The following is a 17,743-nucleotide window of genomic DNA, read 5'->3' as shown; positions in this document are numbered from 1 at the left end:
GGACATCATCATGGATCGCAGCAAGAACAGCCGCATCGTCCGCAGCCCGCGCGGCACCGAGCTTTCCGCAAAGGACTGGCTCACCGAAGCGCCGCTGCGCATGCTGATGAACAATCTCGATCCGGAAGTGGCCGAGAACCCGAACGAGCTGGTGGTCTATGGCGGCATCGGCCGCGCCGCGCGCAACTGGGAAGCGTTCGACCAGATCGCTAAATCACTTCGTGAGCTCAATGCCGACGAGACGCTGCTGGTGCAATCCGGCAAGCCGGTCGGCGTGTTCAAGACGCATGCGGATGCGCCGCGCGTGCTCATCGCCAATTCCAATCTCGTGCCGCGCTGGGCCACCTGGGAGCACTTCAACGAGCTCGATCGCCGGGGGCTGATGATGTATGGCCAGATGACGGCCGGCTCGTGGATCTATATCGGCTCGCAGGGCATCGTGCAGGGCACCTACGAGACCTTCGTCGAGGCCGGACGTCAGCACTATCACGGCGACCTCTCTGGACGCTGGATCCTCACCGCCGGCCTCGGCGGCATGGGCGGCGCGCAAACGCTGGCGGCGACCATGGCCGGCGCGTCGTGCCTCGCGGTGGAGTGTCAACCGAGCCGCATCGAGATGCGGCTGAAGAGCCGTTATCTCGACGTACAGGCGAAGGATCTCGACGATGCCCTGGCAATCATCGAGAAGGCCAACAAGGAGAAGAAGCCGATCTCGGTCGGCGTGCTCGGCAACGCTGCCGACATCTTCCCCGAGCTGGTCCGCCGCGGCGTCAAGCCGGACATCGTCACCGACCAGACCTCGGCGCATGATCCGGTCAACGGCTATCTCCCGAAAGGCTGGACGCTGTCCGAGTGGGAAGCCAAGCGCGCCAGCGATCCGCAGGCCGTCGAGAAGGCCTCGCGCAAATCGATGAGCGAGCACGTCCGCGCCATGCTCGACTTCCACAAGATGGGCGTGCCGACTGTCGATTACGGCAACAACATCCGCCAGATGGCCAAGGAAGAAGGCGTCGATAACGCATTCGACTTCCCGGGTTTTGTCCCCGCTTACATCCGTCCGCTGTTCTGCCGCGGCATCGGCCCGTTCCGCTGGGCTGCTCTCTCAGGCGATCCCGAGGACATCTACAAGACCGACGCCAAGGTGAAGGAGATCCTCGGACACAACAAGGCGCTGGTGAACTGGCTCGACATGGCGCGCGAGCGCATCCAGTTTCAGGGCCTGCCGGCGCGGATCTGCTGGGTCGGCCTCGGCGATCGCCATCGCCTCGGCCTCGCCTTCAACGAGATGGTGGCCTCGGGCGAGCTCAAGGCACCGATCGTGATCGGCAGGGATCATCTCGACTCGGGTTCAGTGGCAAGCCCGAACCGCGAGACCGAAGCGATGAAGGACGGCTCCGACGCCGTCTCCGACTGGCCGCTGCTCAATGCGCTGCTCAACTGCGCATCTGGCGCAACATGGGTGTCGCTGCATCACGGCGGCGGCGTCGGCATGGGCTTCTCGCAGCATTCCGGCATGGTCATCGTCGCCGACGGCACGCCGGAAGCGGCCAAGCGCCTCGAACGCGTGTTGTGGAACGATCCGGCCACCGGCGTGATGCGTCACGCCGATGCAGGCTATGAGGAAGCCATCGACTGTGCAGAGGAACATCACCTCAATCTGCCATCGCTGCACGCCAACGGCTGAGTGCGGCGCATGCAGATCCTGCGCGCCGCGAACTACAAGGTGATGCCCTGGAAGAACGGGCTGGGATCGACCACGGAGATCGCGATCTTCCCGGCGAATGCAAAGCTGGACGATTTCGACTGGCGCGTCAGTATGGCGCAGGTGACGAGCGACGGACCGTTCTCGTCATTTCCCGGGATTGATCGTACACTTCTGGTCATCGATGGCGCCGGCATCGACCTCAATGTCCACGGCAGCGCATCTGTGCGCATTGATCGCAGTACGATCCATTCCTTTCCGGGCGATCAGCAAACGTCAGCCTTACTGATCGACGGCCCCATTACAGATTTGAATGTGATGAGCAGGCGCGGGATCGTCTCACAGCATGTGAGACGCATCAACGTCATGAAACGTCAGGATTTTATAGTTTCTGCACAAGCGTTTCTGTTCGTTGAGCATGGCACTGCGACCGTACGGTCGGCATCGACCGTCGACAGCCTGTCGGCGCATGATGGGCTGCTTGTGGAACAAGGATCAGCACCTGTCGCGATTGAGTCCGATGCGACGGCGCGAGTAGTCATCATCGAATTCGGTAGATAGCCGCCACACACTGATTTTGATGACGCCATAAGTTCCCGAAATGCCATCCAAATCAAATATATAACCAAGAGTGATTACGCCTATATGATTGGTAGAGAATCGCGACACCACTTGGTCCGACTCATGGCGCAATTGCGAGGCTGGATATTCAAATGCACAAGCGGCATCTCAATATTCCGATTGAAATTGTTCGTACCGTCGTTGCCATTTCAGAAACAGGTAGCTTGACCAAGGCTGCGGAGCAATTGGGGTTGAGTCAGCCCGCGGTGAGTTCGCAGATCAAGCGCCTCGAACAACTTGTTGGCGGTTCGCTGTTCAGCAAGACGCCAAACGGAAGTTGTCCGACCGATCTCGGCAAGCTGGTGCTTGCGCAGGCGCGCAAGATCATCGAGGCCAACGATCAGGTGCTTGCGCTCGGCGGAGCCGATAATCATGTCGACCGGCTTCGTTTGGGCCTGAGCGTTGTCCTCGCGCAGCGCTTCGTCGCCGAGCAAAGCCTGAGCAACCTCAATGACATCCATATCCATGCCGGAATGTCCACCGAGATTGCGACAGCGTTGATCGACGGCCATGTCGACGTCGGGTGTTTTTTCCAGCGGGGAGAAATCAGTCCCGATCTGGCTCCGCTCATTGTCGATGAATCCGAGGATCGGCTGGCATGGGTTCGCTCGAAATCATTCGTGCTCAGCCCCGGCGCACCGATCCCAATCGTCACCTGGACCAATGACGACTGGATGATTCATACGCTCACGCGGCATGGCCTTTCCTATCGGATTGCCTTCAGCAGTCAGGACTACAGCGCGAAGAAAGCCGCCGTCGAAGCCGGCATCGGACTGACGGCTGTTCCCAGCCGGATCATTCCGCCAGGACTGGTCTGGGCCAGGGACTATTACTTACCGGAGCTTCCGACCATCAAAGCGCTGCTCTGCATTCGCCCGGGTATGACATCGCCGCGTGTCCTGGAAATCAAGGATCAGCTCTCGGCGATGTTCCTGCGCCCCGCACTGCCCATGGAAAACGACAAAGTTGCCTAGCGAAGCCGCATATTTCAGAGAGCAGGCCGAGCGCTGCGAAAAGCTGGCGCGGGAGATTGACGACCCCGTGGTTCGCGAACGACTGCTGAACCTAGCCACGGAATATGCTCGCCGCGCGGAAAGGAAACCTGTGCAGCCCCGAGCCCGGCAATCGCCGCGGCCGGATCGGCGCTGAGCGACAACGCGCTACTGCCGGATGCCGTGTTTTTCCAGATCCGCCTGAACCGCCTCGTCTGAGAGGTCGAGCTTGCGCGAATGTTTCCAGTCGTGATGCGAGGTCTCGACGAGACGCTTCACAACATGGTGCGCATCGGTCTCAATGGCCAGTTCGCGGCGATCGTCAAAACTGCCCGGCGTGAGATTGATCGAACCGACGATAGCGCGTTCCTCGTCGGCCAACAGCATCTTGCCGTGCAGCTTCATGTCATTGAGCCGGTGCACCTTGGCGCCGACGTCATGCATGATGCGCAAGCCGCCGATCCCCTCGATCAGCTTGTTCTTCTTCAGCTTGTGCGGCTGCCGCGCCATGATGTGGACCTGAACGCCGCGCAACACTGCGCGAACCAGCCGCTCGATGATGTCCGTGTCCTGATAACGCTCGTTCTGGATCCAGAGCGTGTCCCGCGCGGAATCGATAAAAGCGCCGATCCGCTCGCGGCCATTGTTCGGGCACCAGATCAGTTGCGAGTCCGGGTTCGGTACGAAATCCTGCTTCGCCCAGTCGGCCTCGAAGCAATCCACCATCTCGGAAATTTCAAGCTTCTTGGTCGTGGTCACCGCGTAGTCGCGCGTCTCGGTGAGATCGCGGGTCTCCCAGTTCAGCGACTCGACGAAGCCCCACTCATGATCGATCACCATCGATTTCTGATGGGTCAGCGCGAAGGCCGGATTGCTGTCACGGACCTCGACCCCGGCAGCAGCCAGTGCCGCGGCGGTTTCGTTATTCTCGCTCTCGCCGTTGCGCCGGGCCGGATTGAGCATGACGCGCACTTTCACGCCGCGCCGCTTCGCCGCGATCACCTCATGCAGCAGCGTCGGATCGGTGAACAGGAACATCCGGATATTCAGGCTGCGCTTTGCAGCCCTGATCGGATCAATGATGCACTGCGCGGTGTCATCCGGAAACACGAGCAGGTTATGCGTCATGATTGACCTCTCGCGAGAAATAAAGGTGCCCGCAAACGGCTGATGGTTCTGCAAAACAGCGTCATGGCCTGGAACTACGTCTCCGACTCTATACTTGAATGCGGCGCCGCAGAAAATGGGGCCCGCGCCAGCGCCGAACGGCGATGATGGATGAGATTGTCGAGGCGCTGCGCCGAAGAGACCAGCGTCGCCATTTCAAGTGCATCTTCATCATTGCGCATGGTCTTCGCCAGCTGCGCGCTGAGAAGATCGTCGACCTCCTGCTCGATCGCGCACAGTTCCGCATCATCCGCCGCCGCCCGGATCCGGCGCGGTAATGCATAAAGTGCATTGAGTGTCGCCTCACGGTGGTCGGGCGGGCGGATGCCGAGGAATTTCCAGGCGGCAGCCAGCACAGAGGCAAGGGCGCCAAGGATCATGGGGGCGAGATAGATGTCGTCGCCGTATTTGTCCATGAAGCTCTGCTCGGTACCGTTGTAGTAGGCAGCCGCGCCGGGATGAATGGGGATAAAGGCATCGGGATCGGTGTCGGCAGCGGCGATACCGGCCAGTTGCGGTTGCCCGGCGATCAGATCGCGGCGCGCCGCGATCACCATTTCGGTCAGACGCGCGATCAGGCTGGAATGGAGCTTCTTGTTCGCGACCAGATAATAACTGACCCGAAGCGTCGTCACGTCATCATCCGGGACGGGCGGCGCACCGCGGAGCGACCCTTTCGGAATGTCGAAGCTTTCATAGGCGCCATTGGCGTCGGCAATGGCGCCGGCGGCATCGATCGGGATCAGCACGGGGGCGCCGGTTTTGAACAGACCGCGGACCAGGGACAAATACTTCTCGGTCAGCGGAATCACCACCAGCAGCGCGCCGACTTCCTTGGCTTCCACCGCGCGCCGGGTATCGCTGACCTCAAGATTCTTGAATGTGACCCTCGCGCTCGTCAGGTCGTATTGCTTGGTGAGCGCATCGACCAGCCTGCGATTGACCTCGCCGCCCACCACACCGACGGTGCGGCCGCGCAGGCCTTCGACGCTGGTGATTTTCGAGCCGGGAGGCGCGATCAGCATCACCACCGCCTTGGCCATGACGGCAACGGCGCGCGCCTCGGAGAGATCGCCGACATCGGCCCGGACGACAGCGAGATCGACCTTGCCGGAGGAGAATGCCTTGCCCGCATCGACGGCGTTGCCGAAGGTCTCGAAATCCAGCCGGATGGGCGACTTCCTGGTGGCGAAATGGCTGGCGATGATCGATGCCGTCTTGCCGGCTTCGCCATCGATCGACCCGACCGCCAACTTGAGCACGGTCGGACGCTCGATGTAGCGCCAGGTCAGAAGGCCGCCGCCCAGCACCAGACCGAGGATGCCGGCCAGCAGAAGCACCCTGCCCCAGAACGGGAAAGCAACGGATCGCACGTTCATGTTCGGTCCTGCGCAGCCCTGCCAAATTAACTGACGCTCCTGCCCGCATGCCACAATGCGCGGGCTGTCAGCAAAAATCCATCTGTACCCGACTACAGTTAAGACCCGCTAACCGACGGCGGCTATATACTGCGACCGCCCGGAGTGCTCATGATTCCCGGTCTGGCCGTGTTGCTGGAGACAATGTTCGATGACTCGTCTGGTACTCGAGATGCTCCGGCCCTATCGCGGCTGGCTGATCATCGTCTTCCTCGCCATGCTGGTCGAGATCGCCATGAGCCTGGCCGCGCCCTGGCCGCTGAAACTGGTGCTCGATGACGCGCTGGGCAGCCATCACCTGCCCGCCTGGCTGGACTGGGCCCATGACTACGGCATCGGCCGCCACACGCTCGGCGTCGCACTGTTCGCCGGCATCGCCACCCTGGTCATCGCCGTGATCGGCGCGATCGCCACTTACATCGACAACTACTATTCGACATCGGTCGGCCAGTGGGTGGCCAACGACCTGCGCATCCGCATCTATGCGCATCTGCACCGGCTGTCGCTGCGCTACTACGACAAGGCCAAGACCGGCGCACTGATGTCCACGATCACCACAGACGTCACCACGCTGCAGAACTTCGCTTCATCGTCGACGCTGGATATCCTGCTCGATCTCATCACCATCGTCTTCATGATCGGGTTGATGTTTTGGCTCGACTGGGATTTTACGCTGATCGCGCTCGGCATCACGCCGTTCCTGATTGTCTTCGTGTTCCATTTCAAGCGCGCCGTGAAGGACGTGACGCGCACGGTGCGGCAACGGCAGAGCGAGATCGTTGCCGTGGTCCAGCAGGGCCTCGGCCAGGTGCGCGCAGTCACGGCCTTCGGCAGGCAGGATCTCGAACTGGCACGGCTGGAGGCCGCCAGCCATGCCACGGTCGAGGCCGCCATGAAGGCGCGTCAGGTGAAGTCATTGCTCTCCCCTGTGGTCAGCATCGTGGTGGCGTTCTGCACCGCCATCGTGCTGTGGAAGGGGACCTCGCTGATTGTCGCTGGCACCATGACGGCTGGCGCGCTCACCGTGTACCTCGCTTATCTCGCGCAGTTCTTCAAACCGGTGAAGGACCTCGCCAGCATGACCAGCGCGATCGCGCAGACCACCGTGGCACTGGAGCGGATCCAGAATATTCTCGCGGCCGATGATGTGATCATGGAGAAACCGGGTGCCGTCGATCCCGGCCGTGCCAAAGGCGCTATCACCTTCGAGAACGTCGCCTTCGCCTATAGCGAGGAGGCCAGCGTGCTCCGCGACGTCTCGCTGCATATCGAACCCGGCCAGATCGTCGGCGTGGTCGGGCCGACCGGCTCCGGCAAATCCACGGTGCTGAGCCTGATCCCGCGCTTCTACGATGCGACATCGGGGCGCGTGCTGATCGATGGCGTCGACGTCACCGATTACAAATTGTCCGCCCTGCGCGCCCAGGTCGGCTTCGTGCTGCAGGAGACCGTACTGTTCCGCGGCACGATCCGCGAGAACATCGCTTATGGCCGGCCCGGCGCCACCGATGACGAGATCGTCGCCGCCGCCAAGATCGCCAATGCCGACGAGTTCATCAGCCGCATGCCGCATGGTTACGACTCCATGGTGGGCGAGCGCGGCGACACGCTGTCTGGCGGCCAGCGTCAGCGCATCGGCATCGCGCGCGCGGTGGTGCGCAACAGCCCGATCATGATCCTGGACGAGCCGACCGCGGCGCTCGATCCGGAATCCGAGGCGCTTGTGATCGAGGCGCTGCGCCGGCTGATGCAGGGTCGCACCGTCATCATGATCGCGCATCGGCTTTCAACCATTCGTGACGCCGACAAGATCATCGTGCTGAAGGACGGCGTCGTGGCCGAGCAGGGCTCCAATGACGAATTGATCGCGCAAGGCGGCATCTATGCAGAACTCGTGAAGATCCAGCAGCGGGTGGTGAACGAGCAGTCTGCGGGCGCATCGTAAGCGGTGCCGGAGCGCCTCTTTATAATCATTCTAATAACATACGAGCGTTTGTCTTGACCTTGTCAGGACGCTGCTCGACAAGGTCGGGCATGACCGTCCACCAGACTGCATCCGAAACATCCACACACGAATTGCGCCTCGGCAATGCGCCGCGCGGATTCGTCGGAACCATCGTGGCGTTGCAGCCCGATATTGCAGGCGCCGCCGAGAGCGGCCACGAGCTCGAACGGCATCTGCTGGAAATGGGCTTTACCGAAGGCGCGCGCGTCGAGATCCTGCATCAGGGTGCCATCCAGCGCGATCCGATCGCGGTGCGCGTCGACAATATTACGATCGCCGTTCGCCGGCGCGAAGCCATGGCAGTTGTTGTGAAATGACCCATACAGACGTGACCACCGAGCGCTTTCATCTCGCGCTGGTGGGAGCCCCCAATAGCGGCAAGACATCGCTCTTCAACGCACTCACCGGCAGCCGCCAGAAGGTGGCCAACTATGCAGGCGTCACCGTCGAGCGCAAGGCAGGCGCCTTTGTGACACCGGCCGGCCGTCAGGTGACGCTGCTCGACCTGCCCGGCACCTATTCGCTGCGCGGCCGCAGCCCGGACGAAGAGATCACCCGCGACGTCGTGCTCGGCAAGCGCCCCGGCGAAGCTGCGCCCGATCTGGTCCTGTGCATCGCCGACGCCACCAATCTGCGCCTCACGCTACGGCTGATCCTGGAACTCAAGCGCACCGGTCGCCCGCTGCTGGTGGTGCTCAACATGTTCGACATCGCGCAGCGCCGCGGCGTCAGCATCGATGTCGATGCGATGTCAGCGGCACTCGGCGTGCCTGTCATCACCTCGATCGCGGTGAAGAAGGCCGGCGTCGAGGAATTGCGCAAGCGCACCGACGAATTCGCCGCCAACATGCCGGCAGTTACCACAGGCGATGGCTGGAAGCCGCTCGGCCTGTCCGAGATGAAGGCGCTACAGCGCGAGGCTGACCGCATCATCCGCGAAACCGTCACGATGCCGACCAAGCCGGACACGCTGACCACGCGCGTCGATGCCGTGGTGCTGCATCCAGTCGCCGGTCTCGCGATCCTCGCGCTCATTCTGTTCGTGATGTTCCAGGCGGTGTTCTCCTGGGCGCAGCCGCTGATGGAGCTGCTGTCGGATTCGTTCGGCGCGCTGGGTACGCTGGTGGCACAGGTGCTGCCTGAAGGCATCTTGCAGAGCTTCCTGCAGAACGGGTTGATCGCCGGCGTCGGCAGCGTGCTCGTGTTCCTGCCGCAGATCATCATCATCTTCCTGTTCATCCTGCTGCTGGAAGATTTCGGCTACATGGCGCGCGCGGCGTTCCTGATGGACCGCATCATGGGCGGCGCAGGCCTCCATGGCCGCGCCTTCATCCCGCTGCTGTCGAGCTTCGCCTGCGCCATCCCCGGCATCATGGCGACGCGTGTGATCGATAACCGCCGCGACCGCCTGACCACCATCCTGATCGCGCCGCTGATGACCTGCTCGGCACGCATCCCGGTCTATACGCTGATCATCTCCGCCTTTATCCCGGCGGAAAACGTCTGGGGCTGGGTCAACCTGCAGGGGCTGGTGATGTTCGGGCTCTATGTGGCCGGCATCGGCAGCGCGCTGGCGGCATCCTTTGTCATCAAGTTCTTCATGTGGCGCGACTACCAGCCGGCACCATTCATGCTGGAATTGCCGGACTACAAGCTGCCGCGCATCAAGAGCATCGCCATCGGCGTCTATACCCGCGCCAAGATGTTCCTGCAGCGCGCCGGCACAACCATCCTGTCGATGATGATCCTGATCTGGTTCCTCGCCTCTTTCCCGCAGGCACCGGCCGGCGCCGAAGGGCCGGCGATCAATTACAGCCTCGCCGCGATGATCGGAAAATTCCTGGAGCCGTTCTTCGCCCCGCTCGGCTTCAACTGGCAGATCGCGGTGGCGCTGATCCCCGGCATGGCGGCGCGTGAGGTCGCGGTCGGCGCGCTTGGCACCGTCTATGCGATCGAGGGCGGCAAGGAAGCAGTGGACGCCATCGGCCAGGCGCTGGCCAGCAAATGGAGCCTTGCCACCGCGCTGTCGTTCCTGGCCTGGTTCATCTTCGCCCCGCAATGCGCTTCGACGCTGGCGGTGATCCGCCGCGAGACCGGCAGCACCAAGTGGATGGTGGTGACGTTCCTCTACATGTTCGCACTGGCCTATGTGGCGAGCCTGATCACCTACACGATCGCGAAGGCCGCCGGGCTGGGGTGAGACTCAAACGTAGGGCGGATTAGCCGAAGGCGTAATCCGCCCTACGGCTCAAAATCCCGCCGCGAGTCCATCCTTGCGCGGGTCGGAGCCGGCGACATAGCCGCCATCGATTTTACGCACGAGCTGCGCACCGCCGAAGCCGAAGGCGGAATCCGGCGGTTCGCGCTCGATGACATGGCCGCGGCTGGCGAGGTCTGCCGCGACATTGTCCGGCACTGCGGTCTCGATCGCCACTTTCAACCCGGCGACATAGCGCCAGCGCGGTGCATCCGCTGCCGTCTGCGGATCCTGTCCCCAGAGCTGCATGCGCAGCATGATCTGCAGATGGCCCTGCGCCTGCATCGGGCCGCCCATCAGGCCGAAGGCCATCAGCGGCGCTTTGCCCTGCATGACGAAGCCCGGAATGATGGTCTGGAACGGCCGCTTGCGCGGACCGACCTGATTGGGATGACCATCGGTCAGGACGAAACCGAAGCCACGATTCTGCAGGCTGATGCCGGTGCCGGGCACGACCACGCCGGAGCCGAAGCCCGAATAGTTCGACTGGATATAGGACACCATCATGCCGGAAGCGTCGCCGGTGGACAGGCACACCGTGCCGCCGGTCTTGGGCGCACCGGCGCCAAAATCCTGAGCGCGACTCATGTCGATGAGCTTGGCGCGCGAGGCGAGATAGCTGGGATTGAGCAGATGCGCGACGGTGACGTCGCGCATGTAATCGAGATCGGCCGCATAGGCGTAAACGTCGGCGAAAGCGAGTTTTGTGGCTTCGATCTGCAGATGGAAGGCATCGCCGCTGTCCAGCACGAGACCGTCGGTGCCGTAGGCCCGCATGATTCCCAGCGCCATCAGCGCCGCGATGCCCTGCCCGTTCGGCGGGATCTCATGCAGCGAGGCATCACCGAAATCCTGATGGATGGTGCCGCACCAGTCATTGCGATGCGCAGCCATGTCGGCCTCGTCGAGCACAGCGCCATGCTCGCGCGCAAAGGCAGCGATACGCTGCGCGAGTTCGCCGCGATAGAAGGCTTCGCCTCTGGTCTCGGCGATCAATTTCAACGAATATGCATGGCCCGGCGCCTTGAAGAGCTCACCGGCCGCGGGCGCGCGACCGTTCGGCATGAAGGCCTCGGCAAAACCCGGCTGGTTCTTCAACTCCTCCGCGCCGCGGCGCCAGAGTTCGGCGATCACGGGCGAGACGTGGAAGCCATTCTCCGCATAGGCAATCGCAGGCTCGAACAAGTCAGCGAATGGCAGCTTGCCGAAGCGTTCGGACAGATCGACCCAGGCCGAAACGGCGCCGGGCACGGTGACGCTCTCCCACCCGCGATGCGGGAAGGTCTTGTGATTTGCAAATCGGTCAGGGGTCCATCCCGCTGGCGACCGGCCGGAGGCGTTGAGGCCGTGCAGCTCCTTGCCATCCCAGAGGATGCAATAGGCGTCCGATCCGATGCCGTTGCCGGTCGGCTCGACCACGGTCAGCGTGATAGCTGCCGCGAGCGCCGCATCCAGCGCATTGCCGCCGCGCTCCAGCATGCGCAACCCGGCCTGCGTTGCCAGCGGCTGCGACGCCGCCACCACATTGCGCGCCATGACCGGCGAACGGCGGGAAGCGTAAAGGCCATCATGTCTGTATTGCATCAGTTCAGGCTCTCTTCAGGACTTTGCAGATCAACGCGTCTTCTTATCGTCATTTGCACAAGCCGAACAGACGGGTTGCACCTGCCAAATAGACAGGCGGGTCTGCTCACCTCTCGATCTTGCACCGCCCGGCCGCTTGCGCTTACGGTTCCTCGCCTTCCATCAAGAGGATCAGTATGGCCATCACCGTCATCCGCAACGCGGACTATGTCGTCGCCTGGGACGCCGCAAAGAACAGCCACACCTATGTCACCGGCGGCGATGTCGCTTTCGACGGCGGCCAGATCGTGTTTGCCGGCCGCGACTATCAGGGCGAAGCGGTCGAGACCATCGACGGACGCGGGTTCATGGTGATGCCGGGTCTCGTCGATATCCACTCGCATCCGTCCAGCGAACCGCTCAACAAGGGCTTTCTCGACGAGATCGGCTCGCCCGGCCTGTATAATTCGTCGCTTTACGAATACATGCCGATCCTGCGGTCCGATCCGGAAGGCGTGCCGGACTGCGTGCGCGTTGCGTATTCCGAATTGCTGCTGTCCGGCGTCACCACGGTGGTCGATCTATCGATGCCGCATCCGCAATGGCTCGATCTCGCCGGACAAAGTGGCCTGCGCGTCTATATTGCTCCGGGATTCCGCTCGGCGCGCTGGTTCACGCCGAATGGCACGCTCGTCGATTACGAATGGAACGAGAAGGCCGGCGAGGATGCCATGCTGCAGGCCTTCGCGCTCATCGATGCCGCCGAGAGCCATCCGTCCGGCCGTCTGTCCGGCATGATGTATCCGGCGCAGATCGACACCTGCACGCCACAACTGATGAAAGACAGCTACGCTGAAGCGAAGCGCCGCGGCATTCCGTGGCAGACTCATGCCGCACAGTCGGTGTCGGAATTCCACGAGATCGTCCGCCGCCATGGCGTGACGCCGATCCAGTGGCTCGGCGAACTCGGCGTGCTCGGCCCGACCTCGCTGGTCGGTCACTCCATCTTCGTCGACGACCATCCGCTGACGCCGTGGCACACGAAGCGCGATCTCGCGCTGCTCGCCGAGACAGGAACCACCGTCGCACATTGCCCGACCGTGTTCATGCGCCGCGGCATCGCGCTGCGCGATGTCGGCCGCTACCGCGCCGCCGGCATTTCAGTGGCGATCGGCACCGACACCTATCCGCACAACATGATCGAGGAAATGCGCAACGTGACGATGACCTCGCGACTGATGGCCGGGCATCCGCGCGGCCTGAACTCGACCATGCTTTTCGAGGCTGCCACCACCGTCGGCGCCAAGGCGCTCGGCCGCGACGACATCGGCAGGCTCGAAGCCGGCTGCAAGGCGGATTTCGTGATGGTCGACGTCACCCATCCGATGATGCAGCCGCATCGCGATCCAATCCGCAGCATGATCTATGCGGCGGCGGAACGCGCGGTGCGTCACGTCTATGTGGATGGCCGGCAGGTGGTGAAGGACGGCGTGGTGCAGACCTTCGATTATCCGGCGGCGGCGTTGCGCGTGCATGAGGCGCAGATCCGCGCGGAAGAGCGCACGCCGGGTCTCGACTGGGCCGGCCGCAAGCTGACGGAGATCTCGCCGCTGTCGTTCCCGATGGCGTGGCCGTCGAACGAATGAGCCGGTACTTGCGGCATTCGGACTTTACCACGTGCGCCGGCGCGCTCCCTCTCCCCGCCCTTTTGCGGGGAGAGGGTTGGGGTGAGGGGCGGGGTTTGACGCTTCAACACACGCGGACTCGCGGGTCGAGAAATTTTCCGACCCGCGAGTCCGCGTGTGCTGTGTCTGAAGTGATAGCCCCTCACCCGACCGGCTTTGCCGGTCGACCTCTCCCCGCAAAGAGCGGGGAGAGGTTAAAGCTTACACGCGCTCGATGATGATCGCCGGTGCCATGCCGCCAGCGGCGCACATGGTGACCAGACCGCGCTTCAGGTTGCGGCGCTCGAGTTCGTCGAGAACCGTTCCGATCAGGATAGCGCCGGTGGCGCCGATCGGATGACCGAGCGCGATCGAGCCGCCATTGACGTTGACCTTGCTGCGATCGAGATCGAGATCGCGGATGAACTTCTCGGCGACCACGGCGAAGGCTTCATTGATCTCCCACAGATCGATGTCTTCCTTCTTGAGACCGGCCTTTGCCAGCACCTTCTTCGCAGCCGGCACCGGCGCATTCAGCATCAGGGTCGGGTCGTCACCGATATTGGCCATGGCGACGATGCGCGCGCGCGGCTTCAGGCCATGCTTGTCGGCATAGGACTTCGAGGTCAGCAGCAAGGCTGCGGCACCATCGACCACACCCGATGAATTGCCGGCGTGGTGGAAATGCTCGATCTTGAGATCCGGATATTTCTGGTTGATCTGCTTGCGGAAGGTCATGCCGCTTTCATCCAGCGGATGATCGGCCATCGCAGCGAAAGCCGGCTTCAGACCTGCGAGACCTTCGGCAGTGGTTTCCGGACGCGGGTATTCGTCCTTGGCGAGCACGATGTTGCCCTCGTCATCCTTCACCGGGACGATGCTCTTGTCGAAACGGCCTTCCTTGATCGCGATGGCTGCGCGACGCTGGCTTTCGAGGCCGAGCGCATCGAGCGCCTCGCGGCTGATGCCCTCCATCGAGGCGATCGCGTCGCCACAAATGCCCTGATGCGACTGCGGATGCACCTTGGCGAGCCGCTTGTTGCCCGAGCCCATGCCGAGCGGCGCCTTGCCCGCGGCCATATCCTCGGCGGCCATCGCACCGGTCAGCGACATCATCTCGGTGCCGCCGGCGATGACGACGTCTTCCATGCCCGACATGATCTGGGCCGCCGCGAAATTCACCGCAGTGATGCCACCGCCGCAGAAACGATCCAGCGTGGTGCCGGACGCCTTGATGTCATAGCCGGCGTCGAGCGCGGCCATGCGGCCGAGATCGCCGCCCTGCTTGCCGCGCTGGGTCGAGGTCGACCAGATCACGTCGTCGACGTCAGCGGTGTTGAGTTTGTTGCGCTCGGCAATCGCCTTGAGCACGGTCGCTGCCAGATGCTGCGGATGCTGTTCGGCGAGCTTGCCCTTGCCCACTTTGCCGATGCCACGGGGCGTGCGGACTGCGTCGATAATATAGGCGTCGGCCATGATCTTCTCCCAAGAGTTTTGAAGTGTTTTTCTGACCGCGAGATTGGCCAAGCGACCCGTGAAGTCAAGGTGCGCAGGCGGCATGCACGTCTGCCAAAATTGGCGGGCATCCGGCGCAATTTCGTCCACTACCAGAAAATTGGCACAACCCAGGCACGATATTATAACCATACCCGCGCTACGAAACGGAGGCGGCCGCGCCGCCGCACGCTCATTGCGCTCAACAGCCAGAAATCCAGGAACCTATCTTCATGGATCAGCCTGATGTCCCCCGTCGACGCTCGCGCGTATTTGCGCCCGGCCTCGCCGTTGCCGCGCTTTTGCTTCTGCTGCCTGTAGCCGTGTGGCTCGATCTGACCAATCTGGTTGACGCCGCCTTGCGCCGGCAGGCCAACGACCTGAACTCCGTGATCACCAGCGTGCGTGGTTACTACGCAACCAATGTGGTCGGGCGCGTGCTGGCCCATCAGGGCACCACGCAGGTGGTGCACAATTATGAAAGTGTGCCCGGCGCGATCCCCATCCCGGCGACGCTTTCCCTCGAACTCGGCCGGGTGATCGGGGCGCAGCAGGAGAATATCAACTACCGCTTCGTGTCGGATTATCCGTTCCAGAACCGCGCGCCGCACCAGCTCGACGATTTCGAAAAGACGTCGCTGCGCAGCCTGCGCGACAATTCCGAGCAGAAGATCATCGACACCAAGGCGTCGCTGTTCAGCGACACCGTCCGCATCGTGGCACCCGTGCTGATGGGCCCGGCCTGCGTCAGCTGCCACAACAGCCATCCGGAAAGCCCAAAGAAGGACTGGAAGGTCGGCGACGTCCGCGGCATCCAGGAAGTCATTATCACGCAACCGATCGCGGCCAACCTGTTCTCGTTCAAGTTTTTGCTGGCCTATTTTGCGCTGGCCGCCGTCAGCGGCGTCTCGTTCCTGGCTTTGCAACGCCGCCAGTCGCAGCGCATTGCCGGCATGAACCATGAGCTGGAAGCCAACAACGATTTCCTCGCCGCGCTCTCCATGAAGATCTCACGCTATATCTCACCACAGGTCTACAAGAGCATCTTCAGCGGCCAGAAGGACGTCACCATCCATACCGAGCGCAAGAAGCTGACGATCTTCTTCTCCGACATCCAGAATTTCACGGCCACCACTGAGCGGCTGCAGCCGGAGCTGACCACGCATCTGCTCAACGAGTATTTCACCGAGATGTCGGCGATCGCACACGAGCACGGCGGCACCATCGACAAATTCATCGGCGATGCGATGCTGATCTTCTTCGGCGACCCCGAGACCAAGGGCGACCGGCAGGATGCGCAGGACTGCCTGCGCATGGCGTGGCGGATGCAGCGCAGGCTGATCGAGTTGAATGCGAAGTGGCGCACCGAAGGCATCGAGGAGCCGTTCAAGGCGCGCATCGGCATCAATTCCGGCTATTGCAATGTCGGCAATTTCGGCAGCGCCGACCGCATGGACTATACGATCATCGGGGCCGAGGCGAACCTCGCTGCGCGCCTGCAATCGATCGCAGAACCCGGTGGCATCGCCATCAGCTACGAGACCTTCGCGCTGGTGAGCGACATCATCACCTCGCATCCGCTGCCGCCGATCACCATGAAGGGCATCAGCCGTGAGGTCGTGCCCTATGCGGTGGACAGCATCATCGACGACAGGCCGGTACAAACCGATATCGTCGTTGAACGCATGCCGGGGCTGGATTTCTATCTGGACCCTTCCGCCGTGCGGCCGGCCGACGCCGACCGCCTGCGTTCCGTGCTGAACGAGGCGCTCGCCTCGCTGGATCGCAAGGTATAATCGGCGCCGAATCAACGCCCCAGCGCCACACAGCTGTGTCTATCGCCGGCAGGCAGGTTGCCCCGATTCAGCGAACACCATAGTCATGGCAAAATGACGCTGCGCCTGAAGAACTGCCCGGAATCAGATGCTCCAAGACGATCTTAGCCTGCAGGACGATCCCAGCCTTGCCGCCATGGCGGACACGCTCGCCCGATCCACCGACTATCGCGTGCTCCGCCGGCTGATCCCGCGCACCGAATTCGCGCCGGCCAATGGCCAGCCGACCCGCTCCGGCATTCTCCTCGACGTCGAGACCACGGGTCTCGATCAGGTGCGCGACGAAGTCATCGAACTTGCGATGATCAAGTTCGACTATCTGCCGGACGGCAGCATTACGCGCGTGGCGGATGTCTTCACCGCATTCAACGAGCCGTCGCGGCCGATCCCGCCGGAGATCACCGAGCTCACGGGGATCACGGATGAGATCGTTGCGGGCCACCGCATCGATCCCGATGCCGTCGCCGCCTTCGCCGAAGACGCCGTCATCGTCATCGCGCATAATGCAGGCTTCGACCGCAAGTTTTCCGAGCGCTACTGGCCGGTGTTCCAGCACAAGGCCTGGGGCTGTTCGGCCACCGAAGTCGACTGGCGCAAACATGGTTTCGATGGATCGCGCCTCGGCTATCTGCTCGCCGGCGCAGGCTTCTTTCACCAGGCCCACCGGGCGATCGACGACTGTCACGCGCTGTTGGAAATTCTCGCCTACGAACTCCCCGATCTGGGATCGCCGGCGCTTGCCGTTCTGCTGGAGCGCGCCCGCAAGAAGACGATGCGGGTCTGGGCGGAGCAGTCGCCCTTCGATCTCAAGGACGAGCTGAAGCGGCGCGGCTATCGCTGGAGCGACGGCTCCGACGGCCGGCCGAAGTCCTGGTACATCGATGTCGAAGAAAGCAAGGAAGCGAGCGAAATCGAATTCCTGCGCAAGACGATCTATATGCGCGACGTCGAGCCGCGCGTGCAGGCACTCAGCGCGATGAGCCGGTTTTCGGTGCGAGCGTAGAACATCTAAAGAATAGGCTAGA

At 62.5% G+C, this 17,743-nt stretch carries 13 protein-coding genes; 9 read left to right on the top strand and 4 right to left on the bottom strand.

The features are described 5' to 3' along the window. Nucleotides 1-10: 10 nt before the first annotated feature. The 3 genes from hutU to AB7828_RS23765 all read left to right on the top strand — a co-directional run bounded on the left by hutU (nucleotide 11) and on the right by AB7828_RS23765 (nucleotide 3,297). Entirely contained in the window at nucleotides 11-1,684 is a 1,674-nt protein-coding gene (gene hutU / locus AB7828_RS23775; RefSeq protein ID WP_441231320.1) for a urocanate hydratase, read from the top strand. Nucleotides 1,685-1,693: 9 nt separating this feature from the next. Continuing rightward, nucleotides 1,694-2,263, top strand: a complete 570-nt coding sequence (locus AB7828_RS23770; protein WP_441231319.1) for a HutD/Ves family protein — start codon at nucleotides 1,694-1,696, stop codon at nucleotides 2,261-2,263. Nucleotides 2,264-2,415: 152 nt separating this feature from the next. After that, nucleotides 2,416-3,297 (top strand): LysR family transcriptional regulator, encoded by an 882-nt coding sequence (locus AB7828_RS23765; protein ID WP_441231318.1) that lies wholly within the window; start codon nucleotides 2,416-2,418, stop codon nucleotides 3,295-3,297. A 186-nt stretch (nucleotides 3,298-3,483) separates the two neighbouring features. Here the strand turns inward: AB7828_RS23765 and AB7828_RS23760 are convergent, their stop codons facing one another. Both AB7828_RS23760 and AB7828_RS23755 read right to left on the bottom strand, forming a co-directional pair. Further along, a complete protein-coding gene (locus AB7828_RS23760; protein WP_093761610.1) occupies nucleotides 3,484-4,443 on the bottom strand; it encodes a phospholipase D-like domain-containing protein in 960 nt (319 codons plus the stop codon). Nucleotides 4,444-4,517: 74 nt separating this feature from the next. After that, nucleotides 4,518-5,861 (bottom strand): TAXI family TRAP transporter solute-binding subunit, encoded by a 1,344-nt coding sequence (locus AB7828_RS23755; RefSeq protein WP_441228458.1) that lies wholly within the window; start codon nucleotides 5,859-5,861, stop codon nucleotides 4,518-4,520. A gap of 190 nt (nucleotides 5,862-6,051) precedes the next feature. Here AB7828_RS23755 and AB7828_RS23750 point away from each other — a divergent pair, with 190 nt between their 5' ends. From AB7828_RS23750 to feoB, 3 genes are all read left to right on the top strand, one after another. Next, a complete protein-coding gene (locus tag AB7828_RS23750; RefSeq protein WP_441231317.1) occupies nucleotides 6,052-7,845 on the top strand; it encodes an ABC transporter ATP-binding protein in 1,794 nt (597 codons plus the stop codon). An 89-nt stretch (nucleotides 7,846-7,934) separates the two neighbouring features. After that, entirely contained in the window at nucleotides 7,935-8,222 is a 288-nt protein-coding gene (locus AB7828_RS23745) for a FeoA family protein (protein ID WP_441231316.1), read from the top strand. Then, on the top strand, nucleotides 8,219-10,105 hold the full coding sequence (feoB, locus tag AB7828_RS23740; protein WP_441231315.1) for a ferrous iron transporter B: 1,887 nt from the start codon (nucleotides 8,219-8,221) through the stop codon (nucleotides 10,103-10,105). The genes AB7828_RS23745 and feoB overlap by 4 nt, the downstream gene beginning before the upstream one ends. 48 nt (nucleotides 10,106-10,153) lie before the next feature. Here feoB and AB7828_RS23735 read toward each other — a convergent pair whose 3' ends face one another. Further along, on the bottom strand, nucleotides 10,154-11,746 hold the full coding sequence (locus AB7828_RS23735) for a gamma-glutamyltransferase family protein (RefSeq protein WP_441231314.1): 1,593 nt from the start codon (nucleotides 11,744-11,746) through the stop codon (nucleotides 10,154-10,156). Between the two features lie 176 nt (nucleotides 11,747-11,922). On the opposite strand from AB7828_RS23735, the gene AB7828_RS23730 reads away from it, so the two are divergent. Then, a complete protein-coding gene (locus tag AB7828_RS23730) occupies nucleotides 11,923-13,371 on the top strand; it encodes an amidohydrolase family protein (protein ID WP_441231313.1) in 1,449 nt (482 codons plus the stop codon). 240 nt (nucleotides 13,372-13,611) lie between these two features. On the opposite strand, the gene AB7828_RS23725 is transcribed toward AB7828_RS23730, so the two are convergent. After that, nucleotides 13,612-14,865, bottom strand: coding sequence for an acetyl-CoA C-acetyltransferase (locus tag AB7828_RS23725; protein WP_092141800.1), 1,254 nt, complete (start codon nucleotides 14,863-14,865; stop codon nucleotides 13,612-13,614). Nucleotides 14,866-15,116: 251 nt separating this feature from the next. Between AB7828_RS23725 and AB7828_RS23720 the strand changes: the two genes are divergently transcribed. Together AB7828_RS23720 and AB7828_RS23715 are read left to right on the top strand one after the other, a co-directional pair. Continuing rightward, nucleotides 15,117-16,679: an adenylate/guanylate cyclase domain-containing protein gene (locus AB7828_RS23720; RefSeq protein WP_441231312.1), complete on the top strand. Its 1,563-nt coding sequence runs from the start codon at nucleotides 15,117-15,119 to the stop codon at nucleotides 16,677-16,679. Between the two features lie 127 nt (nucleotides 16,680-16,806). Then, nucleotides 16,807-17,721, top strand: coding sequence for a 3'-5' exonuclease (locus AB7828_RS23715; RefSeq protein ID WP_441231311.1), 915 nt, complete (start codon nucleotides 16,807-16,809; stop codon nucleotides 17,719-17,721). Nucleotides 17,722-17,743: the final 22 nt, after the last annotated feature.

Origin of the sequence: Tardiphaga sp. 215_C5_N2_1 (assembly GCF_052076055.1) — a bacterium.
GTDB classification, from domain to species: domain Bacteria; phylum Pseudomonadota; class Alphaproteobacteria; order Rhizobiales; family Xanthobacteraceae; genus Tardiphaga; species Tardiphaga robiniae.
Note: the sequence above shows the minus strand (reverse complement) of the source record. Positions and strands in the feature narration are given on the sequence as shown.